Below are 24413 nucleotides of genomic sequence, written 5' to 3' on the forward strand. Positions count from 1 at the left end.
GTCCTAGCGTTGCGATTCCAAGAATTTCGCTATGGTGTACGGTTCAACCGTCACTTTGACGTGGAGGCTGTAATCGTCATCAGCCCAAACCGTTGCGCAGTATCCGTAGATTGAGAGATAGCCCGGAGCAGTCATGTTACTTTCAACGTGACGCTTGATTACCTCCACGCCTCTATCAACAGTGAAAGCGAAGCTAGGATTGAGACGAGTCAAGAGGTCTGCGACCTCGCGCACATTGCTGTGATTCCAATTGAGTGCAGGCATTGGCGTGTTTTCCTTTCTAGGGTTAGCGGTGGTAAATCCAACCGCGATAGACTTCGCAGTAAGCTTCGCTGAACGTCTTAGCGGCCTTGTGGAGCGCGTCGCCCGCGTCGCCTAAACCACGGTCCCAATAGCCAACGCCGTGGCCTTGACGCGAAAACCAAAAGTCATGGCCCGCCTGCTCTTCGGAGTAGCCATGCGACTCGGCCAAGCGGTCGAGCCATTGCCGGACGAAACAGCCATCCGGCATGATGAAACCGAGAAACGAGTCGCAATCGCTCGCAATGTCGCGGATTGCTTCGCGCGTGAGTCTCTCGACTCCCAAATCATTCAACCGCGACTCGTTGTCGTCGCCCGTGTCGCCATTGGTGAAAAACACGGCTTCTACGTATGCCTTCGCGAACGTTGAAAGCTTGTCGTAAGCACGCGGCGCGGGGGTATCGTTCAAGACAAATTCAGGCATTGGCTCAACCTTCCAACTTGGCGCGAAGGTCGGCCATTTCGTTTGCGTGGTTACGTTCTGCGCGCTCGATTGCCGCGCGAGTGATCGCCTTAGCATCAAGCGTGTTCAAGCAATCCCACATATCTTTAGTGGCTTGCTCTGATGTGCGGCGCGCGTGTTCTAGATCGCAACGCGAAACCACAGTTCCGAACACGTCAAATATGACGTAGCGAAAGCCTCGCTTGCGATTCTCAAAGTCGAGTGCATCGCTTGTGACGATTGCGAAAAGCAAACCGTTGTCGACGACTCGCGCGGAGATGACGCGCGACTTGTGGAATCGCAAATTATCGTCATCCACGTAATGTGTGCGACCGCAAAGGTTGCGTTGCGCGTTGGTCTTTGGATCATGCGATTCAGTGCGGAAAAGCGTAGTCATGGCGTTGTTTCCTTTCGACTTGGACTCATCAGTGGCCGCGTGACGGCCAGACCGCGCTAGGCGCGGTTTCGTCCTATTTGTCAGGTGACACATACGACACGCTAGGCGTGCGAAAGCCTTTCACGTTGTGCGAAGTGTAGGAGTCGCGTCGGTTCATTTCACAACCGATAGCGGCAAAGGCGATAACGATACCGATTGAAACTGCGACGCAAACCGCGTCGCGCAGTGCTGCAAGGTATGCGCGGACCATTAGCGTGCCCTCGCGATGCAGAACGAAAAGCAAAACCGGCCAATGCGGATAAACCGCAAGCCGCCGACTCGTTTTGTGCTGAAATTGATTGCGTTCATGGTGTTCACGCTACCGGACGGGATTGGTCGGCGGAAACATTGCACGAAACGACGCGGTAGAAGTCTCGGCTGTAGCGCGGGCGATCATTTCCGCGCACCGAAGAAAAGGCGAGGCGACGATACATTGCGTCGAAAGCTTCGCTAGGGTCGCGTAGCCAAAGGCGGGCGATCCAATCGCACCCATTGAGCGTGCAACGAAAGCGAATGTCATAGGCCTTGCGACGCGGTGGCGTTGGCATTGGGCGAAAATTCAATTCGGTCATTGGCGTTTGTCCTTTCGAGCGTGTCGCCCCCGCGTGTGCGGTGGCAGGTGTGTAAGGTAGCACACCTAACGCATACAGCAAGCGTCTAGTTCGCCCCTAATGCCTGTATTCGTTGGCTTTCTTGCGTGTTGCGCGCTCGCTTAGCGCGCTCCGACATGCCACGCGCGCCAGCGTCGCGCCTTACGAGGCATGCAATGCGCGCATGCAAAGCAAGCCGCGTGCCACGCTCCGCGCTATCGCGCTGTAATAGAGCGTGATGAGCAAGAAACACCGCGATATCAGAGACTTGCTCGCGTTTGTAACAAACCGTGATCTCGGCCGCGCCGACCCACCCCCTGGGGTGTGGGTCCCTGTCGCCACACCCCCTCCCACCGGGGGCAGTCGCCGCCCCCGAAAGTCGGCAACGTTTTAGCGAATTTGCTCACTCTTGATCGCACGGGTCGCCCCCGCGAGCTATGCGCCTCACGCGTGAGAAACGTCACCTAACACCCCCTTTGGAGCCCCCGAACATGGCAAACACGTCGCATTCGCCTCGTCGCCGGGGCGGTGTTGACGCTTGCGTCAACGAACTACCGAAGACCATCAAGATCGGTGCCTACGATTGGACGATCTGCATCCGAGATGGAGCGGACGACAAGTACGGTCAAGCCGATTTCGAGTACAGCCAGATCAACATCTGGCCGAGAAACCTAACGAGCCCCGGTCACGGCGTCGGAATAGTGCTGCATGAATGCCTGCACGTCATATTCGACAACCACGGGCTCGGCAGACTGAAGCGGGATAAAGAGGATCGTGAAGAGCAGATCGTTCTCGGCTTCGAGGCGGGCCTGGTCTCGCTGTTCCGCGACAATCCGAAGCTGCTCGTCTGGATGAGGCGGTGGCTTCATGGCTGAACAGTACCCGCGAAAGCTCCCCGCAAAGCAGCTCGCGATACTGTTTGGTGTGAGTGAACAACGAATCTCGCAGCTCAAGCGCAAAGGGAAGCTAAACCCCGACAGCGCGAACCTCTACGACGTGCAAGAGGCCAAGCAGTTGCGCGGTTTCCAGATGAGCGAGCACGGCGTACGCGTCGTCGCACAAACATACGGCAACGGCACCGGCAAGATCGCGCCGCCGAAGGTGACGCCGATGAATGCCGACGTGGTTCTCTCCCCCGAGGATCGCGAGGCACTCGGTATCGAGCCCAATGAGCAGATCGCGCCGTCGCCAAACAGTCACTTCGTGGCGGCAAGCCGCATCACGGAGCTGCGCGAGCAGAAGATCAAGGCCGAGATCGAGCGTATCGAGACGCGGGCCAAGAGAGAACGGGGCGAGCTGGTCGAAAGAGCGAAGGTGCAATCGTCGTTCATTGAGGCCGGAGCGCGGATCGCGGCGATCCTTCAGAACTTGCCTGCCGAGATCGCTTCGATCTTTGCGGACCCCGACAAGAAAGCCGAGGTCCGGCTGAAGGTGCAAACGCGCGTCGATCAGGCGCAGCACACGCTCTACACGTCAATGCGCGACTACGGAGAAGATGATGCTGGCTGACCCATTATTCGCAGGGCTGGCCGAAGGATTGAAGCCGAAGCCTCGGCTGAAGCTGTCTGAGTGGGCGGAAGCGAACCTAGTGCTGCCGCCTGAACGATCCGCGAGCCCCGGCCCATATCGCATCGGCGACGCGGTCTTCCAACGCGGCATGATGGACGCGATCACCGATCCCGACAATGAGGACATCGTCTTCATCACGTCGTCCCAGGTCGGCAAGACGACCATCCTTGTCGCGGCGCAAGGCTACTACTGCGAGGCGGAGCCGTGCGCGCAGCTCTCGGCGTGGCCTACGCAAGACCTGGCCGACAAGTACCAAGAAGAGTCGTTCGATACCACGGTGAGAGATTCGCCGAAGTGGAGAGCGGCGATGACTGGCAGCACCGAATATAAGGGCGGCCAGATCAATTTCGTCGGCGCGAACACGCCGAACAAGCTCGCGATGCGGCCCATCCGTGTCGTTACGGGCGACGAGATCGACCGATGGCCCCTCAGCTCGTCGAAGGAAGGTTCGCCGGTCGAACTCGCCAAGAAGCGACGCACGACATACCACAACCGCAAAGGCCTGTGGGTGTCGACGCCGGTTCACGAAGACACCAGCGTCATCGTCCAGCTCTTCAAAGAGACGCGGCAACACTACTTCCTCGTTACCTGCCCCGATTGCTCCGCCAAGCAAGTGCTGAAGTGGGACAACATCGTCTACAAGAAGGGGCAGGAGGAAGACGCGCTCTATCACTGCGACGACTGCGGTGCGCTGTGGACCGAGATGACAAAGCGCCGTCTCGTTCGCGAGGGCGAATGGCATCAAGTCGGCACCGTGATCGGCACGCAGAAGGATGGCACGCCGATCCGACTGGCGACCCCGTTCAAATGCTTCAAGGTAGACGCTGGCGTGACGCCTGCGCGCGAGAAGATCGGTTTCTGGATCAACGAGCTGTATTCGCCGTGGGTCTCGATGCGAGAGATCGCGAAGGCCTGGTCAGACTCGGAGGGCAACCCCGAGAAAGAACAGACCTTCTACAACACGCGTCTCGGTCTTCCGTATCGCGGCGACATTTCGAGCTTCGCGGACCCTGAGAACTTGAAGTCGAGGCGTGAGAAGTATGATCCTGAGATCGTGCCGAAGCGCGCGGCGCTGCTCACAGCGGCCGTCGACGTGCAGGACGACCGCCTCGAAGTGCTGGTCGTGGCCTGGGGCAAGGGCGATGAGTGCTGGCTTCTGAAGCATCACGTCATCCAGCTCGGCCCGAACACGGACGAAGCGTGGGACGAACTCGCGAAGTTCCTCGAAAGCGGCTTCAAGCACGAAGGCGCGGCAGGGGAGACGCTCGGCATCTTCTCCGCCACTATCGACTCGGGCTCGGGCGCGCACACGCAGAAGGTCTACGACTTCAGCAACAAATGGCTGTTGGTCGGACGACGCTGGTACGCGCACAAGGGCGTGCCCGGCGACAAGAAGCCAGTCTGGATTAAGTCGGAGCAGCGCTTCAAGGACAAGACGAAGCTGTTTCTCGTCGGCACCTACGACGCGAAGGCGACCATCTACACGCGATACGCAAACGCGAAGGTGGGGCCTGGCTACGTGCATATCCATGAGGGCATCTCGGACGACAAGATCGACCAGATGACCGCTGAGCGCGCGGAGACGGACTACAAAGATGGTTTCCCCGTTCGAACGTGGACGAAGCCTCGGCATCGTCGAAACGAGATGCTCGATCTCATGGTCTACAACTACGCGGTTCGGTGTTCGGTGAACATCGACATGGATCATTGGATCAAGCGGCTCAACACCCCCAAAGAACAACAGCCGAAGCAGCTCAACGCTGCCGACATCGGCAAGCTGTTCAAATAGCTCCCTCGGAGGGCAGACATGGCTAACACACCGGGTGCCTGCCCTCCGGGGCAGGCGCAGAGCTTCAACGCGGACCTACCCGACTGCGTGGCGCAGGTCTCCGCGATCTATCAGGCGTACGTCGCTGTCGTGGCCGGAAAGAGCCGCGTCGTCGTGCGCTTCAACGACCGATGGACTGAGTACGCAAGGCCCGACGCGCCTGCGCTGCTCATGCTCTATCAGACACTCTACGCACAATGCCCTGGCGCGCAAGCAGCCGGGCTGCCGGACCTCAACCCGAACCTTCGAGTTCAGCGCGGACGACCGGCGAGGGGACATATCCGATGGTAGAACTGGTGCTAGAAGACGGTGGTCGCCTAGACCACGAACATCTGCGCCCCGGCTTCGGCTTCAGCTACTCGCCGAGCCTCACTTCGGCCGACGTGGTCGCCTGGCGCAGCAAAGACCGAACGGCTGCCGCAGCGCGCGATGCGTCGCGTACTAACCCGTATGGCGCGAGCGCAAAGCGGGCGACCGTCGACAGCGTCGTCGGTCTGAATTTCAAGCTTCAGTACATGCCGAACGCCGAGCTGCTCGGCGTGAGCGAGGAAGAGGCCCTCGAATACGCCGACATGGTCGAGAACATGTGGGATGTAGCGGCCAACTCATCGCTGTTCCATCTCGACGCGCAGCGCATGCAGACCTTCTCCGGCCTGATGCGGACGGCCTACGCTGGCTACTACATCGACGGCGAAGTGCTTGCCACCATAGAGTGGAAAGAGGCGTTCAACGGCGACCGCACCTGTCTGCATCTGCTCGACCCGCAACGGCTGTCTGACCCGCGAGGCGCTATCGACTACACCGGCAAGCGCCGGATGGGCGTCGACCGCGACAAGCACGGTGCGCCGACAGCCTACAACATCCGCGAATGCACGATAAGCGACGTGGCGATCTGGGGGCCTGCGGGCTCACAGTTCGCCTGGCGCAAGGTGCCTCGCTACACGCCGTGGGGACGGCTGAACGTCATCCACTTCTTCGAGCACGACGCGCCGGACATGACGCGAGGCATGACCTCGTTCACGACCGCGTTGCTGCCGATGCGGCTGCTTCAGGACTACAACATCACCGAACTGGAAAGCGCGGCGATCCGCGCGACCTATGCGGCGGTGATTGAAAGCGATCTGAAGTACGAAGACGCGATGAAGGTCATCGGTGCCGAGCACCGGAAGGCTATCGAGGAAAACCCCGTCCTCGACTTCACGCTCCGCATGATGGCGGACAAGGCCGACTTCTACAAAGGCCAGGAGTTCAAGTTCGGCAAGAGCAAAGTCGCTCACCTGCTACCGAATGAGAAACTGCACATGGTGCAGGGTAATCAGTCGGTCTCGGCGCTGAAGGACTTCAACTCCGTCAACCTCTACACGCTCGCTTCGGCGCTCGGTGTCGACTACGCAACGCTGACGAAGGACTTCTCATCGACGAACTACAGCGGCGCTCGCGCGGCGTTGTTCGACGTGTGGCGGTCCTACGAAGTGCGGCGCTCGGCGTTCATCGACGCCGTCCCGGTGCCGTTCTTCGGGGCCTGGCTGGAAGAGCAGATCGCGCTTCGCGGCACGATCCCGATGCTCGGCAAGAAGTCGTTCTACGAAGTGCGTGACGCGATCTGCCGTTGCACGTTCGAGACGTGGTCGAAGCCGCGCCTTGACCCGCTGAAGGAAAACCAGGCGGATCAGGTGCTCTACGACATGGGCGCGCTCGATCTCAAGAGCATCTGCGCGGCCGATGGCCGTGACTACCGCAAGGTGCTGGTGCAGCGCGCCGCAGAGAAGGCACTTCTGAACAAGCTCGGGCTGAAGCCCGAAGACATCAACCCCGAACTGAACGCCAACAAGATCAAAGCGAACGCCGCAAAGGGCGAAAACGCAGGTCAAGAAGGCGGAGGAACAGGAGAAGCATAGTGACGCATCTCGCGCATATCGCGACGCGCCTGTTCAACACGCCGCTACTGCTCACCCCTGAGTACGCCAGCGTCGTGACGAGCGTGCTGTCGGATCGCGTCGGCGTGGTGCCGTTCGCTGCCGACGAGGTCGTGCAGAGTTACGTGCGGCCCAAGAGCCGGGCGGTGATGAACCGACGCTCCGGCATCGTGACGTTCCCCGTGGTGGGTGGGCTCATCCATCGCGGCGACATGGAGGCATCGAGCAGCGGCGGCGACATGATGTCGTACACGCGCTTGCACAACCAGCTCGAAACGCTCTTCGAGGACGACAAGGTTCGCGGCATCCTGCTCGACATCGACAGCGGCGGCGGTGAAGCGGCCGGTCTATCCGAGCTGGTGAGCTGGCTGCCGAAAGCCTCGAAGCAAGCTGGCAAGCCAGTGTGGGGCATCGCGAACACCACGGCGGGCAGCGCGGCATACTGGCTTGCCTCCGCTACGGATCGCCTCTTCGCTGCGCCGACCGCATCGCGGATCGGCTCAGTAGGCGTCTACGTGCAACACGTCGACGTGTCGAAGCAGGTGGAGAAGAAAGGCGTCGTCGTCTCGTTCATCTATGCAGGCGACCACAAGATTGACGGCAACCCGTTCGCGGCGTTGTCCGACGAGGTACGCGCTTCGATCCAAACGAGCGTGGACAGACTTTACGGCGAGTTCGTCAGCGCCGTGGCGAGCAATCGCGACCTAGACGAGAAAGCGGTTCGAGCGACGCAGGCGAGGGTCTACGGACCCGAGGAAGCCTACGAGCTTGGACTTGTCGACGGTGTTGGTGGCTTGGGCAGTGTTCTAGCTGCTTTCACCGATCACCTTAACCGCCCCTCAGTGGGCTACACCCCTCATGGAGATTCCATGTCCAAAGAACTGATCTACGATCAGGCCGCGCTTGATCGCGCGCAGGCGGCAGGTGTTGCGACCGGCAAGGCCGAGAGCGCTTCCGCTATCGAGTCCCTTCAGAAGCAGCTCGCCGACGCCGCCAACGAACGCAAGGCGCTGCTCGCGGCATTCGCCGAGGTCGCTGGCGACAGCCCGAAGGTCGCGGTGTTCGTCGAAGCGCTGAACGACGGCGTCGCCCCGGCGACCGCCTCGAAGTTCGCCGCGAAGATCGAAGCGCCGAAGGCGGCTCCGGCTGCCGAGACGAAGACGGCCACGCAGGTCGACGCTGACCGGCTGATGCAGCGTCATGCGCCGAACGTGTCGGACGACGGTGACAGCGAAGCGAACGCCGATCCGAAGGCCGCGCGCTTGGCCGAGATCAGCGGCTCGATGAAGGCGTTCAACGCCTCGCGCGGCTTCAAGGCCAAGTAACCAACCCCTTCACCGATAGGAGGACAGCATGGCTGTCGACAACTGGAATCTTCCGTATCCCGTGCGGACGGGCGACGCTGACAGCGTCGCGACGCACGTCAACCTTGAAATGCCGGGCTCGCGTCCGAAGTTTCAGAACTTCACCCTGACCGCTGGTCAGGTCTACGCCAAGGGCTCCGTGCTCGGCCAGGTGGCGGCGAACAGCAAGCTCAAGCTTGCGGCCGCTGCGGCTGGCGACGGATCGCAGAACCCCATCGCCGTCCTGAACACCGATGTCGACGCCACGGCGGGCGATGTCACGTTCGACGTGATGGTGAGCGGAGCTGTCCTGAACCCGAACGCGCTCGTTCTCGGTGTGGGCACCACTCTCGCCGTCGCGCAAGCCGCGCTGAACGGTCGCGGCTTCGCGTTCCGGACGCCGGGCTTCTCCGGCTAATCGCCTTTTCGTTCGTCATCCTAAGCAGACGCGGCCGTCCCTCGGGGCGGCCGTTTTGCTTTCCAGCTCCCAAAGGGACTACCACATGACTATCCAACTCTCGCGCTACGAAACGTGGGAACTCGACGCAATGGTCGAGCAGTTGGAGCGCCCCAATCCGTGGCTGCTCCGCACGTTCTTCGGCCGTTCGAAGTTCTTCGACACCAAGCAGATCGAGTTCGACATCGTTGATCGCGGTCGCCGCATGGCTCCGTTCGTCGCGCCCACCGTTGCGGGCAAGCCGATGGTCCGCGAGGGCTACCGGACCCGCACGCTCACCCCGGCCTACATCAAGCCGACTGCGCTGGTTCGTCCCGGCGAAGCGTTCACCCGCCTGCCGGGCGAGGGCGCTTACGGCGGCGTGATGACGCCGAAGCAGCGTTTCGACAAGATCGTCGCGGAGTACCTCGCGCTGCATGAGGACATGATCGACAACCGCTTGGAGTGGATGGCCGCGCAGACTCTCGTCAACGGCGCGATCACCATCTCGGGCGAGTCGTATCCGACCGTCACCGTCGATTTCGGCCGCGATCCGTCGCTGCACGTCACCCTCACGGGTGGGGCAACCTGGGACCAGTCGACCTCGGCCCCGCTCGAAGACATCGAGAACGCGTCGCTGAACGTTCGCCAGATCAGCAAGGGCGCAATCGTGACCGATCTGGTCATGAGCGGCTCCGCGTGGAATCTTCTGAAGCGCAATCAGGAGATCACCGACCTGATCGACATCCGCTTCCGGCGCGACCTGAACGGCGCTACCTCCATCGACGGTGGCCCGCGCACGAACCTGAACGAGCCGGTTTACGTCGGCACGCTTCAGGGCCGGATCGACATGTGGGTGTACGACTCGTACTACCTCGACGACAACGGCGCTTCGCAGCCCTACATCCCGGCGAACACCGTGATCGGCATCGCGACCGGCGCGCTGGAAGGCACGCAGTATTACGGCGCGATCCTCGATCTCGACGCCGAGATTCAGGCGCGTCGGTCCTTCAGCAAGTCGAAGGTGCTGTTCAACCCGTCCGGTCTCGAACTGGTCACGCAGTCGGGTCCGCTGCTCGCGCCTCGGCGTCCCAACGCGATGTTCGTGCTGACCGTCAAGTAAGGTCAGGCAGCTCACTCGCCTTACGCCTCGCTCTCGTTTGAGGGCGAGGCGTTCCTTTTATCCCCCGCTAGGAGAACTCCGATGGTTAAGGTTGTCACCACCAAGAGCGTGACCTTCACGACCCCTGTGCTTGACGCTAAGGGCAAGCCGCAGATGACCAAGCTCAAGTACAACAAGCGTGAGATCGAAGCTCCGCTTGTCGACCACCAACGTCACTTGGCTGGCACGGTGATCGAGGTCGACAAGGAATTTGCCGCCGATCTGATCGCGCGCAAACTGGCACGCGTGCCGGATGTCGCTCTCGATGACGTGGTCGATCCGATCAAGCAGACCGAGACCCAGGCACAGGCCGACCCCCTCGCTTAACGCGCGGGGCTTCGGTCCCCGTCTAGCTCGGTAGGACACCATGTCTAACACGATTGCATCAATGACGGTTGACGATCTCAAGACGACCCTTCGCGATGTCATTCGCGAAGAACTGAGCGCAGTCGGTATTCTGGCGACAACTGCCGAGCAACGCGTGAAGACGCAGAGCGATTTCGACTTCCTGCGTCGGGTTCATTCCATGTGGGAAAGCTCGGTCAACAAAGTCGGAACGGCTGTTGTGCTCGCCGTCATGGGGCTCGCGGCAACGCTGGTTGGCCTCGGGTCCATCAAGTTCGGGAAGTAAGCCATGCTCGTCTATTCTACACAGGTACAGCCGGATTGCCGGTCTGTGGTCGTTCCGGCCTGCGAGCCGGACGTAAATGCGGAGCAGGGTGCCGACATTCCGGCGCTCGCCTGTTTCCAGCTCCGGCTCCGCGACACCATCGACTACAAGGTCGACTTCTCGCAGTGGCTTCAGGCCAACGGCAACGCGCAGCTCAACGCGGCGAACTTTGCAGCGGCGTCGAACAGCCCGTCGACGCCGAGCATCACAGGCCAATCCTTCAGCCCGGCCGGTAAGACGGTCGTCGTTTTGAAGGCCGCCGACAATGCCAAGGTCGGCGACGCTTACTGGCTCGACGTGACCGCGACCGTTGCGGCCGTCGTGGCTGCGAGCGCGGCCGATGTCGCCATCCCTGCACGCACCATCGTACGGCGCATCCATGTCGTCGTGGCCAGCGGTTAGTTTCTTCGACGACGAAGCGGAAAGCACCAGGGGCATCATCGAAGAGCACGGAGAGAAGTTCACGCTGCAACCGTACAAATCGGGCGGCGTGAACTTCCCGCGCGTGATCGACCTCTCGCGCCAGGGTTACGACTTCATGGCGGTCTTTGAGCAGACCCCGCGAGAGGTCAGCCTCGGCATGGAGGAAGTGAAGGTCTCCACGCGCTCGCCGTGTCTTACGGCGCTTGTCTGCGACGTGCCGGGCCTCGTCCAAGGTGATCGAGTGCTCCGCGCTCTCAATGGTGAGCTGTTCGAGGTCACCGACGTAAAGCCGGATGGGCTGAGCGGCGTCGAGATTCACGTCGTCCAACTAGGGAGAGCAAAGCTATGAGCCTGTCGCGCTTGATGCTGCGCGCCCTGGCGTGCGTCGCCTTGCAGAAGCAACCGAGCGACGCCGTCGCGCCGACGATGGCAGAAGACCGTGTGTTCGACAGCCGGATCGACCCGTTCGTCTTCAAGGACTACAGCAAGCCGATGCCCGGCATCATCGTCTACACGGACGACGACACGGGCGATCTCATCAATCGAGGCAGCGGCTCCGGACCCTACCGGCGATGGGTCGATCTGCGCGTCGAGATCGTGATCGGTAGCTTCGACACGGAGATCATCGACAACGTCCAGAACGTTGTCTTCGACACGCCGATGACCGATGCCGAACTCGAAGCGCAGTTGGACCTCTTCGAGGCGCAGGTGAAGTGGGCGCTGTGGCAACTGCCGGGGCGATCCTACTCGGATGCTCTGCGAGCCTTCGTGGTTCGCATCGAGAGCATCCAATCGCACGCAACGCGCGATGAGGCCAACAACAAGTTCGCGTCGCGCCGTATCCACTTCAAGTGCGAGATACCGGACGACTGCCCGCCAACAGCCTACGGGCTGATGCCGAACGAGAAAATCCCCGAGCTGATCCCGTTCTGTGACGATCTCTCGAAATTCCCGGCACCGTGGATCGTGCCGATGCTGCAAGCCATGTGCAGCTCGCCGAGCATGCAGAACGTGCTCAACGTGCTCGGTGGCAACAAGAACCCGACTGTCTACCTCCCGCTGCTCCGCCAGATCGGGATCAAGGTCGACGCCATTGGCCCCGAAGCAGACCCGAATCTTCTGGCTGCGCAGGGCAAGAAGCATGGCCCCGATGGGCGCATCGAGGTCGACAACACATTGGAGCTTCCATGACGCAAGCTGTGACTGTGCGCCCCGTTCAGGGGCGTTTGATCTTGATGCCCGAAAGGGATTTCCAGCCCGTGCCCGCTGAGGGCGTGCTGGTCGAGCGCAACGCGTTCTATGCGCGTGCAATCAAGCAGGGCGATCTCGAAGTCGTGCCGGATGCTCCGGCCGCGACGCCGGTCCCCGCCGTTTAAACCGAACTAATTGAGGGGCTAGATGCCTATCCAGTTCAACCAAATCCCCGGCAACATCCGGGTCCCCTTCGTTCGCTTCGAAGTGAACGCGGGGCAGGCTCCGTACTCTTCGATCCAGCGCCTTGTGCTGATCGGTCAGAAGACCGCTGCGGGCTCCGCCGTCGCCGACGAACCGCTGCTCGTCACCCAGAACGAAGACGCGTTCTTCGGTACCGGCTCGATGCTGGCGGCGATGTATAAGATCGCCCGCGCGAATGCTCCGCTTCAGGAGATTTGGGCGATCCCGCTGGCAGACGCCACGGGCGGCGCGACCGCCGCGACTGGTAGCGTGACGGTCTCGACCGCCCCGACTTCTTCGGTCAGCATCGTGCTCTACATCGGCGGTTACCGCATCTCCGTGCCGGTCAACGCGCTGATGACCTCGGCGAACTGTGCCACCGCAATCGCTGCGGCGATCAACGCGTGCCCCGGTATCGTCGTGTCCGCTGCGGTCGACGGCACCACCGCGTCGAAGGTGAACATCACCGCTCTGAACAAGGGCAGTCTCGGCAACGGCATTCGCATCGAGACCAATCTGAATGCTGGCGACGGCAACGCCGCTGACGTTCTGACCACGATTGTCCAGCTCACGGGCGGCAACGGCGATCCCGATATCACCAACGCTATCGCCAACATGGGCGACGAGCAGTGGGATTGGATCGTGATGCCCTACTGCATCGGCGCGACGCTGACGCAGATGGAGGCCTGGCTGGATGCGCGTTGGGGTCCGATGTCGCAGATGTACGGTCACCAGATCACGTCGATGTCCGGCACCGCTGGCACCGTGCAGACGTTCACGTCGGCGCGCAACTCCTGGCACACGTCGATCATGCCGGTCTACAATGCGCCGCAGCCGACCTATCTGTGGGCCGCCGCTGTGGGTGCGCAGACCGCGCAGCACTTCCAGGCTCCGCCCGAGCTGTCGCGTCCGCTTCAGACCGTCGAACTCATCGGCATCCTCCCGCCGAAGTCCATCGGCGATCAGTGGAGCACGTTGCAGCGCCAGAGCTTCTACTTCAGCGGCGCGTCGGGTTATCGCGTGCAGGACGGTGCGGTCCAGATCGACCGGCTCATCACCACCTACCAGCGCAACGCCTGGGGTTCGCCCGACCAGTCGTGGCTCAACGTCAACACCATCGCTCAGCTCACGTACGGCCTGCGCTACATCATGGCCTACATGACGCAGACGTATCCGCGTGCGGCGCTGGTCGACAAGAACCCGAACAACCTTCAGGGCTTCGCCACGGCGGACGACCTGAAGAACGCGTTCATCCATGCGTACAAGCTGCTCGAAGACGACGGTGTGTTCGAGAACTCGGACCTGTTCGCGCAGTTGCTCATCGTCGAGCGCAACGCCGACAATCCGGATCGCGTGGACACGTTCCTGCCGCTGGATCACGTCAACCAGTTGCGCGTCCTGGCGGTGAACGCCACGTCGTACCCGCAGTTCCCGACTGCCTAAGCGGTCAGGTCTGTAAGCTCACACTCATCGCAATCCGCGAAAACGCCGTCCTTCGGGGCGGCGTTTCGCTTTGCGTCAAAGGAACCACACTATGGTTGATTGCTGCTACGCGGCGGGCGGTCTCGTCCGCATCACCGCCAACGGCGCGCAATGGTCGGCGCGGTCGTCGGTCACTGTCGAGCCGACCAACTTCGAGCGCACGGTCGCATCCAATCAGGATGGCACCATCTATACGACCACGAAGCCCGTGCCCGCGAGCGCGGAGATCGTGCTGTCGGATAGCTGCGACATGGACCTCGACGCGGTCATGTCGTGCCCGCTCGATGTCACCATCGAACTGACCCAGGTTCGACGCCGCTACATGTTCACCAAAGCCGTCGTTGTGGGGCGACCGAAGATCGACACCGAGACCGGCGCGATCTCCGGCCTGACCATCACGTCCGGCAACGTGACACAGACCAAGTTCTGAGGACTGACCGATGGCCCGCAACATCAAGCTCAGCAAGCCGCTGAAGACCCACGACGGCGAAGTCATGGAGTTGAAGCTTCGTGATCTCACCGCTCGCGACATCGCAACGATGCGCGAGTCTCCATACAAGGTCATTCAGCGCAAAGACGACGGCACCGTCGAGCTGGAAATTCGCTACGACAAAATGATGGCGTATCTGTCGCTGCTTTCCGGCGTCGACGATCTCATCCTCGGTGATCTGTCCGGCACCGATTTCCAGAGCGCCTGCAACGTCGTCGGCGAGGTCTGGAACGGCCTGGGGGAATAGCCGGTCGTGCCAACTATCTGGTCGTGATGCGCGTCGATACTCCGACGAACATCATGACCATGACCCCCGCAGAACTCCGCTATTGGTACGACATAACGAAGCGGAACGAGAAGTTGATGGCTGAAACGAGGTAAGCCGACATGCAGACTTTCCAGACCGCCGCCGTGGTCGGCCTGATCGACAATATGTCGGGGCCTCTGAAGCAGTTATCCAACCAGGCGAAGCAGGCCGCGAAGCAAATAGAGCTGATGAAGCTCGACGCTTCCGGCCTGAACCAGTACAATCGCGGACTAGTCGACGCGAACTCCCAGGCGAGGCAGCACCTTTCGCATCTCCACTCCATCAAGGCGGCGTGGCGTGAGGTCGGCGGCATCGTTGCGGGGGTCGCGTCGAGCTACGCGCTGCACAAGGCGGCGGACGCCGTCAAGAATTACATCCCGCTCGAACGCGAGAATCGCTACATGCGAGCGGTCGGCGTCCAGCGCGACGAGAACGGGAAGATCAGCGGCTACGGGTATAGCCAGTCTGAGATGGCTGGCCTGCTCGCGCAACAGCGGCGCGGCGCGTTCGATTACGGCGAAAGCCCGATTGACGTAGCTCACGCGCAGATGGCGTTCGCGCAGCGGCAAATCTCGGCGCGTACCTCGCAGATCATGACCGACCAAGCGCTCATCCTGTCGAAGGCGCTCGGCACGTCGGTCAAAGACGCGGCGGTGATCCTCGAAGGCTCGATCTTCGCGAAGGGTCACTCGCACGAATTAGAGGGCGATCCGTCGAAGGCCAAAGCCATCGCCAAGCGGTATGCCGACATCGCCGCCGTCATGTCTAAGTCCGGCGCGATGACTGCCGAGGACATCACGCAGTTCGGCAAGTATGCCTACTCGGGCGCGAGCGCGGCAGGCATCTCGGACACCACGGTCGCCGCCATCGGTATGGCGTTGAAACGCGCGAACATGCCGGGCCAAGAGTCCGGTACGATGGTTCGGCAGTTGGCGTCGCGTGTTCTGTCGCCGACGCGAGAAGGCCGCCAGTCGGCTATCGCGAACGGTATCGACATCGACTCGTTCAGCACGCACGGCCATCTCGACGCCGAGGGCCTGAGCGGCCTGGTGCGCGAACGGTTCGGCAAGACCATCAAGGGTGCGACGCAGAAGGCGATCAACGATGAGCTGACCAACGAGGACAGCGACATCGCGGGCAACAAGGGCAAGTTCGTCGAGTTCATCACGAACAAGCTCGAAAAAGAGATGGACATCACGAAGCCTCGCGACCGCGAACGTCTGGCGAAGGCTGCCGGTGACTACTGGCAGTACAAGCGCGAGGGCGTCAACGGCGACGCGTTGGTCGATGCGCTCATCAAGAAGAGTGGCTTGCTCGGTCTTCTGCAATATCTTGGCGTGAAGCAGGGCGCTCGCGGCATGGTGCTGACGGGCGACATCAACACGTACGAAGAGAACAAGAAGGCCGTCGAGCACGGCGTCGAAGTCGGCCGCGCCGAAGAAGTCGCCAAACAGCGTATGGAAGGCCTGGCCTTCGCCGTCGACAAGCTGAAAGCATCGTTCGAGCAGACCTCCAACAGTTTCGTCAAGGCGAACGAAGGATGGCTGGCAGCCGCAGCAAACGGCGGCTCGAAGATACTTCAGTTCCTCGATAGCCTTGAAGAGGGCAAGAAGCAGCGCCTCACGCTGGAAGCGGGCTTCATCACGCTCGTCGGCGCGACCGCTGGCGTCGTGAGGGCGTTCCAGTTGGCGCAATCGACGCTCAACGCCATAGCGGCCAAGAACGGCGTGCAGGGCTTGCCCGGCGCACCGGGAGCACCGGGCGCACCGGGCGACAAGGCGTCGAAGGCGTTCAAGTTCCTGACCTACGCGCCCATCGTCGGCGAGGCGGCCTACAGCTATCTCCAATGGTTGACCGAGAACAACCAGAAGAACGTCGACGCGCAGACCAAGAACCCGTCGCCGAACATCGTGAATATGGGTCGGATCGGAAGTCGCCTCGGCGACCGAGGCCCGATCTCGATCACCGATGGATTCGGGGCCAGCGCGTACGGCGGCAACGAATACCTCGACGACCTGGCGCTCTGGCGTCGCAAGGACGGCACAGAGGACTTCCTGCGCAGCGGCGGCAACCAGCCGAACCAGTACGGCGGCCGAGGTCGCGGTGATGGGGCCGGGTGGACGGATTCGATCCACGCCGTGCCGAAGTCTGATGGCTTCAAGGATGTCAACGTCCAGGGCACCGTGACCGGCGCGGCCGAGCTGCACAACATGATGCAGATCGAAGTAAGGCCGTCGCAATACTTCGAGGGCCTCATCAAGCGAGCCGAGAGCGTAGCGACGATGTCGCTCAACGGATCGCTCGGTACCAGCATGCAAGGCCCCGGCGACAACGGCACCAAACCCGCAGCGGCAAACGCTCTTACCGGGACGAAGTAAATGACCTGTCTCTGCATTGACGACCTGCGCCCCGCCTCGTTTCGGGGCGTAGGTTTCTTCGTGGCGTCCGACCAGGGCGAATACGGGCGGCGCGGCCCGGTCCATGAGTACCCGAACCGCGACAACCCGTACTTCGAAGACCTCGGGGAGAAGGCGCGCAAGTTCACCGTCAACGGCTACCTGTTCGGCGACGATTGGGTGTCGAAGAAGGACGCAATCGTTGCCGCCTGCACTGCGCGCGGCCCGGCGATCCTACAGCTCCCGACCGAGGGAGCCACGATGGTTGCGTGCCAAAACCTGTCGGTCTCGCGCACGAAAGACGAGTGCGGCTACTACGCTCTGAAGTTCCAGTTCGTCGTCGCGAGCTTCTCCGCGCCTGGCGCTATAGCAGCCGAGTTCGAGAGCCTGATCGGCAGCATCTTCAGCGCTGCGATCCCGACGTTCACGACGTTCTTCGACAACACGTACGTTCCGCGCAACACGCTGAACTTCGTGTCCGAGAACATGACGGATCGCATCTCGCAGTACAGCTCCGACGTGGTCTCGGCTATCGAGGGCATGCCGACGAACAACCCGACGCTGGCTACCGACGTGGTCCAGGCGGGTGTCAGCATCTTCCAGAACGCCGCGACCTATGCGCAGCCCGGCACTGATAGTGGTGCTGTGCTCGCTCAACAGACGATACCTGCGCAGACCATCGCGGCCATAGCGAACGATACGGGCGTTACGAAGATCGGCGACAGCGGCGTCACGATCCAGACCGGCGCGGCTGCCATCGTTCCAATGATCGCCTACACGATCAACGGCATCGGGAACGCACTGACGAGCGACGTGGTCATTCCGACCTTGACGAGCTTCGCGACGTGGAGCGTCAACGAGGTCAGCCTGGCAGACTTGCAGGCGCAGGTCGACGCGTTAGATACGCCGACCGCCGCGCCGATCAGCGCGTCTGACACGGCCGACGCCGTCAATAGCACCGTGTTCTGTGGTGTGGTCCGGTCGTTCGCCTTGATGAAGCTCGCGCAGGCGATCTGCGCCAAGACGTTCTTGACGCGGAAGGAAGCCATCCAGGCACGCGCCACCGTCGTCGAGCTGTTCAACGCGCAGATCGAGCAGTTCGCGGAAGACGAGATCGTCAACATCATGCTCACCGCTCGCGACTACGCCGTGCGGTCGATTACGCAGAAGATGGCGACCATCGTGCCGGTCATCACGATCACGGCCCCGCAGTCCCGGCCGTCGCTCTATTGGGCGGCGCGTCTCTACGAAGATGTCTACCGAGCCGAAGAGCTGGCCGACCGTAACGAGGTCGCGTCACCAGCCTTCATGCCTGGCACATTCGAGGCGCTCGCGCGGTAACCGTGCGGGCGTCCTCGCCAGAGGATCAGCCCGTACATGTCCGACGAAAAAACGACAGTCACGCTCATTGCGGGCGGGGCGCGCTACTCCGCGTTCACGCGGGCAGCCGTGTCCTACTCCGCCAACCAGGCCGTGCGCGCCTTCGCCTTCACGGTGACCGACGCCACGGACGCGATGGACGAGCAGTGGAATTTCATGCCGGGCACGCCCGTAACCGTGCTCGCCAACGGTCAGCTCCTAGTGACTGGCTACATCAACCGGATGGTGCCGAGCTTCGACGCGAACAACCACACCGTCGAGATTTCGGGCACGTCCAAGGGCCGCGACAGCGTCAAGAGCGCGGCCGAGCACGATAAAGGCGAGTGGCGCAACAAGACGCCGCTTCAGATCGCGCAAGAGCTGGATAAGCAGGGAGTGGGGTTCACTTCCGATATCCAACAGAAGCCCTTCGAGTATGCGCGCTTGCACCCGAACGAAACGGTCTTCGAGGCCGTAGAGCGCATGACGCGCCGCCAGCCGATGCTTCTTCAAGGCATGCCGGACGGCTCGATCAAGATGACGAAGGGCGGCTCGGCCGGATCGAACTCTCCGCTGATGGAGGGCATCAACATCCTGGCTGGCAGCGCCGCATTCGACGATGGCGACCAGCACAGCGAATACAAGGTCAAGGGGCAGCGCGTCTACGGGACCGACAAGAAGTCGCTTCAGATCGTTGCCACGGAGAAGGACCCGTCTGTCAAGCGCCATCTCCCCAAGCACATTCACCAAGAGTCTGACATCGACGAGCAGACCGCGAAGGATCGCGCCCGCCATCACAAGAACCGCCAGCAAGGCGAGAGCGTCACGGCGCAGATCAAGTCGCAGTCGTGGTTCGATCTCGGCGGTCAACTCTGGAAGGCAAACGGCCTTGTCTACGTTCAGTCACGCGTCCTGAAGCTCAGCCAACAGATGCTCATCAAGAGCGTCTCGCTCACGCAAGATGAGAGCGGATCGTTCGCGACCCTCTCGCTCGTTCTGCCGCAGGCGTTCGACGGCGAGGGCACCGGCATGGGCGGAGGCGGCGCAGGCTCCGGCGCGCAATCCCCGTGGAAAGACTTCGCGCAACCTACGGACCTCTGACATGGAAGACTACTACACTCACCGCAACTCCGGTCATCGGTATCTGATCCGGAAGGTCGACGACGAGGGCGACATTCAGCTCATCGACGCGGATGGCCTGGCCGACGAACAGCACACCAAGATCATGCGGGTGTATCCACATGGCTTCAGCTCGAACTCGCCTGAAGAATCTCACATGCTCGCTCTTGGCCTTGGTGGTCGGCGCGATCTTCTTGTTGCGTTGGGCGGCGAGCACCCGAAGTACCGGCCGCGCAAACTGCCGACAGGCAACGCGGTCCTCTACGACGACAAGGGCAACGTAGTCTGGTCGAAGGGCAAGGACGGTCTGTCCGTCAATGCGAAGACCGGCACGGTGGAGATTCGCTCCCAGGACAACAAGATCACGGTCAAGCCTGGTGACGGCCAGAAGGTCTTCCTCGGCGGCGACGGCTCGGATGGCTCGTACGCAAAGGTCATGACCGAGAGCGGCCCGTCGATCAACGTGTACGCCAAGATCGGATAGGCCACACATGGACATCCGCATGAGAGAAACAGAGGGCTACGGCGATCAGCCGTTCCTTCTGTGGGACACCTATTGGAACTCAGACGATCTCAGTACGTGGTACGCGGACTGGAAGCTGGCAGGGCCGAACGCCCCGCTCAATGCCTACGGGCTGGCTGCCGATCATGCGCTCAACACGGCGATCCTGATTTCCCTTTTCACCTGGCGTCGAGCCGAAGTCTACGACCAGCTCCCCTCGGGCACCGATCCGAAGGGCTGGTGGGGCGACAACATTGATCTCGACGAGAACGAAACGAAGCTCGGTTCGCGCCTCTGGTTGCTGTACCGCTCGCCGCTCAACACCGAAACGGCCAGGAAGGCAGAGGACTACGCTTACGAAGCGTTGCAACCGCTGATCGACCAAGGGGCTGTTGCGAAGTTCGTCTGTAGCGCGACTGTCGATGTCGTGCCCGGCCATCTCGTCTTGGACGTGAAAGCCTACAGCCAAAGCGGCCAGCTCATCTACGACCAGAAGTTCGACCGCATCTGGCGGCAGGAGTTTCCGTAATGGCATTCTACATGCCCGACATCAAGGCGATGGTGGTGCGCGCTCGCAACGCGTTCAGGGCGGAGACGCCCGGCACTGACGCCTTCATCTGGCCGAACAACATCTACGTCAGCGCCAAGGTAATCGGCGGCGCGGTGTGGGAAGTGTTCGGCCGCCTCAAATGGATGGACCGGCAACGGTTCGCCATGACCGCCACGGGCGACGAGCTGGAACGTCATGGTGCCGATTATGGCATCTCACGCAAGCCCGCATCGTACTCGCAGGGCAATGTGGTCGTGGTGGCTGACACCTGGCCGCTGACAGTCGCACAGGGGACAGTCTTCACGCGCAGCGATGGCGTTCAGTTCACGTCGACGCTCGCGAAAGACATCGGAAAATATTCGCTGAGCGCGACCATTCCAGTCGTGTGCAACGTGGCAGGTAAGTCAGGCAACACAACTTACGGCGCACCGCTCTCGACGAACATCGCGCATCTCACGGCCGTCAACGTTGACGATGTCGGTCTCGGCCAGGGCGCGGATCAGGAGACGGACGATCAGCTCCGCGAGCGCATCCTGGCGCGCAAGCGATACCCTCCGCATGGTGGGGCCGACTTCGATTACATCGCGTGGGCGAAGGAACTGCCAGGCGTTACGCGGGCGTTCGTGAAGGCCAATGCCTTCGGCCGTGGCACGGTCGGCATTTGGTTCTTGATGGACGACACGTACGTTGCTGGCATTCCGCAGGCGGCGGACGTTGCGGCCGTGCAGGCGCATATCGACGGGCTGAAGCCGACCACGGCGATCCCTATCGTTCAAGCGCCGGTCGCGGACTGCATCGACATCGTCATCCAAGACCTGAAGCCCGACACGCAGGCCGTTCGCGAAGCGGTGGCCGCCGAACTACAAACGATGTTCCGGCGCGAGACGGTGCCGAGCATCCCTGGCGATCTCTTCACGCTCTCGCGGTCGTGGATCGAACAGGCGGTCAGCAATGCGACCGGCGAGCGTAGCAACACGGTGTTCGCCCCGTCGACTGACATCACGTTCGGCCCCGGCATCATGCCGTGCCTGCGGAGCGTGACCTTCACCAAGAGCAGCAACACTAGCAGCTAGGATACACCATGCCTGTGCTTTCATGCCCGCAGGGGCCACAGGACCCGCATTGGTGTCCGCAGAACACCGACGACGCCTTGCCCGCCGTGCTTGGTCTCATGCCGCCTGGTCCGGCCTGGGATGGCGCGGCGGTTGAGGGTACGGTCCAGAACTCCTATTGGAGAGCATACGCTAACGTGCTCTCCTACACCTACCAACGGCTCTGCAAGTACGTCGACGAGTTCTTCTGCAAGACGGTCAACGAGTCGCTCGATCAGTGGATCGCAGAGTACGGGTTAGACGACGAGTGCGATCCGTACGGCCATAACCTGTGCATCAAGGTCGCGGCGCAAGGCGGCGCTACGTGCGATTATTTCGTGCAGATGGCGCAGCTCTCGGGCTGGTCGATCACCTGCGAAGACACGACGGATATCCCCGAGCCCATCGCCGGATGCTTCGAGGTCGGATGCACGCCTCTCGGTCCCACGCCGACGTATGCCGGTTATGGCAGCATGATCGGATACGGTCAGCGGCAGCCCTGCGATTACGGCGAAGTCGTCCACCATCCCGATCCGGATAAGTGGGAGAACGGCTACACCAACGGGGCGTCGTGCCTGGTGCCTGGTAGCAATCTCGGCCAGGGGCCGGACACTGACGAGTCGTGTTGCTTCATCTGCGGCTACTACGATTTCAACCCGCCCGACAACGTCGCACCGTCCAGCACGTACTGCCAGGACGAGGCGCTGCGCTTCGACTTCGAGTGCCCGCGCACCGACGTTCCGTCCGATGGCGTCATCACACCCAAGCTGCACACCGCTGGCGCGTATGACGACAACGGAAACTACAGTGAGTGGGGGCACGCGTTCGTGTGGACGGTGACTGTCGACCTGGCGGCCTCGCAAGCGGCGCAAGCCGCGCAAGCAGCCGCAGCGCCGAACACCGATCCGGGCAGTCAGGCCGGTTGTCTGATGGCGGGCAACATCACCTTCCCGAATGCCGATGGTGAGATCGGCGGAACACCCATCTGCAACGATAACACGGTCGGCGACACGCCGACGTTCGTGCTGTGCTTTCTCAACCGCATCAAGCCCGCACACACCGTGTTGAACGTGGAAATTCTTCAGCCATGAGTCTTTTCGGACCTCAGAACGCCAACGCTGCGACTGCATTGCCTGATGGCACGCAGCGCCAGCGCTACGGCGCGCAACAGACGTATGTGAAGGACGCGTCAGCGCCCGGTATGTCAGACGGTACGGTGCTCGATGCGGCTTTCTACAACCGCATCATCTCCAATCTTGAGTACGTCGTATCCCAGGGTGGCGCAGCGGGCTTGCCTCCTGGCAGCGTGAACGCCCTGCACCAAGGCATTCTCGGCGTAATCGGGGAGGGTGCGCCAGGAAACCTTCAGACGGTCGCGCAGCTCGCGGCTGCCATCAACGACGATCCCCAGGTGTGGACGACGCTTACCGGCCAGATCAATGCTTGCGTCCGGTTCGACAAGAATCAGACGTTGTCTCCCTCGCAGGTTTTGCAGTTCCAGCAGAACGTAAAGCTGATGAACGTGGCGTTCACTGGCAACTATGCCGACCTGAACGGCAAGCCAGCGTTGGGTTCGGCCGCGTTCCTGAATGTCGGTACTGGTGCCAACCAGATCGTGCAGCTTGGCTCGGATAGCAAACTCCCTGCTATCGACGGGTCTAAGCTGACTGGCATCGCATCGACGCAAGTCTCGGGGCTCGGAACGGCTGCGACGAAGAACGTAGGCGTGGCGGCTGGCAACGTCGTTCAGCTCGACGCCACGACTGGTAAGCTGCCCGCTGTCGACGGTTCGCAGCTCACCAACATCCGCGTGGCGGGAGTCGTGCAGCCGGTGCTCGGGCAGTGCCGTCTCTCGCTCAACGGCGGCAATCTCTCGCTCAACCGTTTTCGAGGCAAGTATCTGACGGTAGCGGGCACACCCTGCATCATTCCGTCAGCGGGTGTCACGCTCGCGGCGACCGGGCTGACCGCTGGAACGCTTTACTACATCTACGCCACGCAAAGCGGCGGCACAGTCAACGCTCTCGTAGCGTCGACGAACGGACACTCTACCGACACCACAGCCGGTAACGAGGGCGTTGAGATCATGACCGGCGACAACACGAAGACCCTTGTCGGCATGGCCCGCCCCATCGCTGGTCCTGCGTGGACGGACACTAGCTCCCAACGTTTTGTTCGGTCGTGGTTCAATCGACCGCCGCTGCGGATGACGGGGGCGCAGACAGGCAGCAGTGTGGGGCTCAACGCTACGCCGCAAGAGCTGGCTGGGCCGTCGCGCTGTGAGTTTTTGGCGTGGGCAGATGAGGGCGGAGATTTCAGCGTATCGGGGGGCTACTACTCGTCGACCGCTGGTTTGATCGCTTCGCTGCTTGTGTTTCTCGACAACTCGCAGACCGGCTACGCGTCAACGGCTAACACAGACGGCAGCGGCCGTGTGCTGCCTCTTTCGACGCGCGTAGCGCTGAGTCCGTTCACGGAAGGATACCACTACGTCACGCCAGCGGGTTCGGTCAGCTCGGGCTCGGCGTTCGCCTACAACGTTTGGGTAGCGGGCTCGGTTCATTAAGA

28 protein-coding genes are annotated in these 24413 nt (G+C 61.7%); 25 read left to right on the plus strand and 3 right to left on the minus strand.

The features are described from left to right. Window positions 1–286 precede the first annotated feature (286 nt). From ACTUWL_RS26195 to ACTUWL_RS26205, 3 genes are all read right to left on the minus strand, one after another. Window positions 287–724: a hypothetical protein gene (locus tag ACTUWL_RS26195; protein ID WP_050513934.1), complete on the minus strand. Its 438-nt coding sequence runs from the start codon at window positions 722–724 to the stop codon at window positions 287–289. Between the two features lie 4 nt (window positions 725–728). Then, the gene (locus tag ACTUWL_RS26200) at window positions 729–1139 is read right to left on the minus strand and encodes a hypothetical protein (RefSeq protein WP_096772439.1); all 411 of its coding nucleotides are present in this window, start codon (window positions 1137–1139) and stop codon (window positions 729–731) included. Between the two features lie 353 nt (window positions 1140–1492). Next, complete coding sequence (locus tag ACTUWL_RS26205) at window positions 1493–1750, minus strand: hypothetical protein (protein WP_124777247.1); 258 nt, start codon at window positions 1748–1750, stop codon at window positions 1493–1495. 509 nt (window positions 1751–2259) lie between these two features. On the opposite strand from ACTUWL_RS26205, the gene ACTUWL_RS26210 reads away from it, so the two are divergent. From ACTUWL_RS26210 to ACTUWL_RS26330, 25 genes are all read left to right on the plus strand, one after another. Further along, window positions 2260–2643: a hypothetical protein gene (locus ACTUWL_RS26210; RefSeq protein ID WP_096772437.1), complete on the plus strand. Its 384-nt coding sequence runs from the start codon at window positions 2260–2262 to the stop codon at window positions 2641–2643. Beyond that, window positions 2636–3277: a hypothetical protein gene (locus ACTUWL_RS26215; protein ID WP_030529709.1), complete on the plus strand. Its 642-nt coding sequence runs from the start codon at window positions 2636–2638 to the stop codon at window positions 3275–3277. The genes ACTUWL_RS26210 and ACTUWL_RS26215 overlap by 8 nt, the downstream gene beginning before the upstream one ends. Beyond that, a complete protein-coding gene (locus tag ACTUWL_RS26220; RefSeq protein ID WP_211992265.1) occupies window positions 3267–5126 on the plus strand; it encodes a phage terminase large subunit family protein in 1860 nt (619 codons plus the stop codon). The genes ACTUWL_RS26215 and ACTUWL_RS26220 overlap by 11 nt, the downstream gene beginning before the upstream one ends. A gap of 18 nt (window positions 5127–5144) precedes the next feature. Next, a complete protein-coding gene (locus ACTUWL_RS26225) occupies window positions 5145–5456 on the plus strand; it encodes a hypothetical protein (protein WP_096766529.1) in 312 nt (103 codons plus the stop codon). Continuing rightward, window positions 5450–7063, plus strand: coding sequence for a phage portal protein (locus ACTUWL_RS26230; protein ID WP_157852806.1), 1614 nt, complete (start codon window positions 5450–5452; stop codon window positions 7061–7063). Before ACTUWL_RS26225 ends, ACTUWL_RS26230 begins: the two co-directional genes overlap by 7 nt. Continuing rightward, complete coding sequence (locus tag ACTUWL_RS26235; RefSeq protein ID WP_050513933.1) at window positions 7063–8406, plus strand: S49 family peptidase; 1344 nt, start codon at window positions 7063–7065, stop codon at window positions 8404–8406. Before ACTUWL_RS26230 ends, ACTUWL_RS26235 begins: the two co-directional genes overlap by 1 nt. A 28-nt stretch (window positions 8407–8434) precedes the next feature. Next, complete coding sequence (locus ACTUWL_RS26240; RefSeq protein ID WP_050513932.1) at window positions 8435–8842, plus strand: head decoration protein; 408 nt, start codon at window positions 8435–8437, stop codon at window positions 8840–8842. A gap of 55 nt (window positions 8843–8897) precedes the next feature. Then, entirely contained in the window at window positions 8898–9983 is a 1086-nt protein-coding gene (locus ACTUWL_RS26245) for a major capsid protein (protein WP_448212357.1), read from the plus strand. Between the two features lie 81 nt (window positions 9984–10064). Continuing rightward, window positions 10065–10349: a hypothetical protein gene (locus ACTUWL_RS26250; RefSeq protein WP_030529715.1), complete on the plus strand. Its 285-nt coding sequence runs from the start codon at window positions 10065–10067 to the stop codon at window positions 10347–10349. Window positions 10350–10410: 61 nt separating this feature from the next. Then, window positions 10411–10653, plus strand: coding sequence for a hypothetical protein (locus ACTUWL_RS26255; RefSeq protein ID WP_030529716.1), 243 nt, complete (start codon window positions 10411–10413; stop codon window positions 10651–10653). A gap of 3 nt (window positions 10654–10656) precedes the next feature. Then, complete coding sequence (locus ACTUWL_RS26260; protein ID WP_096766521.1) at window positions 10657–11094, plus strand: hypothetical protein; 438 nt, start codon at window positions 10657–10659, stop codon at window positions 11092–11094. Beyond that, on the plus strand, window positions 11072–11464 hold the full coding sequence (locus tag ACTUWL_RS26265; protein WP_030529718.1) for a head-tail joining protein: 393 nt from the start codon (window positions 11072–11074) through the stop codon (window positions 11462–11464). Before ACTUWL_RS26260 ends, ACTUWL_RS26265 begins: the two co-directional genes overlap by 23 nt. Beyond that, window positions 11461–12306 (plus strand): hypothetical protein, encoded by an 846-nt coding sequence (locus ACTUWL_RS26270; RefSeq protein WP_030529719.1) that lies wholly within the window; start codon window positions 11461–11463, stop codon window positions 12304–12306. Before ACTUWL_RS26265 ends, ACTUWL_RS26270 begins: the two co-directional genes overlap by 4 nt. Before the next feature lie 68 nt (window positions 12307–12374). Continuing rightward, entirely contained in the window at window positions 12375–12491 is a 117-nt protein-coding gene (locus tag ACTUWL_RS26275; protein ID WP_448212361.1) for a DUF2635 domain-containing protein, read from the plus strand. A gap of 22 nt (window positions 12492–12513) precedes the next feature. Then, window positions 12514–13992, plus strand: coding sequence for a phage tail sheath subtilisin-like domain-containing protein (locus ACTUWL_RS26280; RefSeq protein ID WP_030529721.1), 1479 nt, complete (start codon window positions 12514–12516; stop codon window positions 13990–13992). Window positions 13993–14083: 91 nt separating this feature from the next. Further along, a complete protein-coding gene (locus tag ACTUWL_RS26285; protein ID WP_030529722.1) occupies window positions 14084–14461 on the plus strand; it encodes a phage tail tube protein in 378 nt (125 codons plus the stop codon). A gap of 10 nt (window positions 14462–14471) precedes the next feature. Beyond that, entirely contained in the window at window positions 14472–14768 is a 297-nt protein-coding gene (locus tag ACTUWL_RS26290) for a phage tail assembly protein (RefSeq protein WP_030529723.1), read from the plus strand. A gap of 140 nt (window positions 14769–14908) precedes the next feature. Further along, the gene (locus ACTUWL_RS26295; protein ID WP_030529724.1) at window positions 14909–17206 is read left to right on the plus strand and encodes a phage tail tape measure protein; all 2298 of its coding nucleotides are present in this window, start codon (window positions 14909–14911) and stop codon (window positions 17204–17206) included. Beyond that, window positions 17207–18565 carry a DNA circularization N-terminal domain-containing protein gene (locus ACTUWL_RS26300; RefSeq protein WP_030529725.1) on the plus strand — a complete coding sequence of 453 codons (1359 nt, stop codon included), beginning with the start codon at window positions 17207–17209 and terminating at the stop codon, window positions 18563–18565. It begins immediately after the preceding gene. A 36-nt stretch (window positions 18566–18601) separates the two neighbouring features. Continuing rightward, entirely contained in the window at window positions 18602–19684 is a 1083-nt protein-coding gene (locus tag ACTUWL_RS26305) for a phage baseplate assembly protein (protein WP_030529726.1), read from the plus strand. 1 nt (window position 19685) lies between these two features. Next, window positions 19686–20186 carry a phage baseplate assembly protein gene (locus ACTUWL_RS26310; RefSeq protein ID WP_030529727.1) on the plus strand — a complete coding sequence of 167 codons (501 nt, stop codon included), beginning with the start codon at window positions 19686–19688 and terminating at the stop codon, window positions 20184–20186. Window positions 20187–20193: 7 nt separating this feature from the next. Beyond that, window positions 20194–20733, plus strand: coding sequence for a phage GP46 family protein (locus tag ACTUWL_RS26315; RefSeq protein WP_050513931.1), 540 nt, complete (start codon window positions 20194–20196; stop codon window positions 20731–20733). Then, window positions 20733–21827 carry a baseplate J/gp47 family protein gene (locus ACTUWL_RS26320; RefSeq protein WP_050513930.1) on the plus strand — a complete coding sequence of 365 codons (1095 nt, stop codon included), beginning with the start codon at window positions 20733–20735 and terminating at the stop codon, window positions 21825–21827. Before ACTUWL_RS26315 ends, ACTUWL_RS26320 begins: the two co-directional genes overlap by 1 nt. Before the next feature lie 8 nt (window positions 21828–21835). Continuing rightward, window positions 21836–22936 (plus strand): hypothetical protein, encoded by a 1101-nt coding sequence (locus tag ACTUWL_RS26325; RefSeq protein WP_112921574.1) that lies wholly within the window; start codon window positions 21836–21838, stop codon window positions 22934–22936. Further along, a complete protein-coding gene (locus ACTUWL_RS26330; RefSeq protein ID WP_448212367.1) occupies window positions 22933–24411 on the plus strand; it encodes a hypothetical protein in 1479 nt (492 codons plus the stop codon). The genes ACTUWL_RS26325 and ACTUWL_RS26330 overlap by 4 nt, the downstream gene beginning before the upstream one ends. The last annotated feature ends 2 nt before the right edge of the window (window positions 24412–24413 follow it).

The organism is Bradyrhizobium sp. WCU1 (assembly GCF_053474805.1).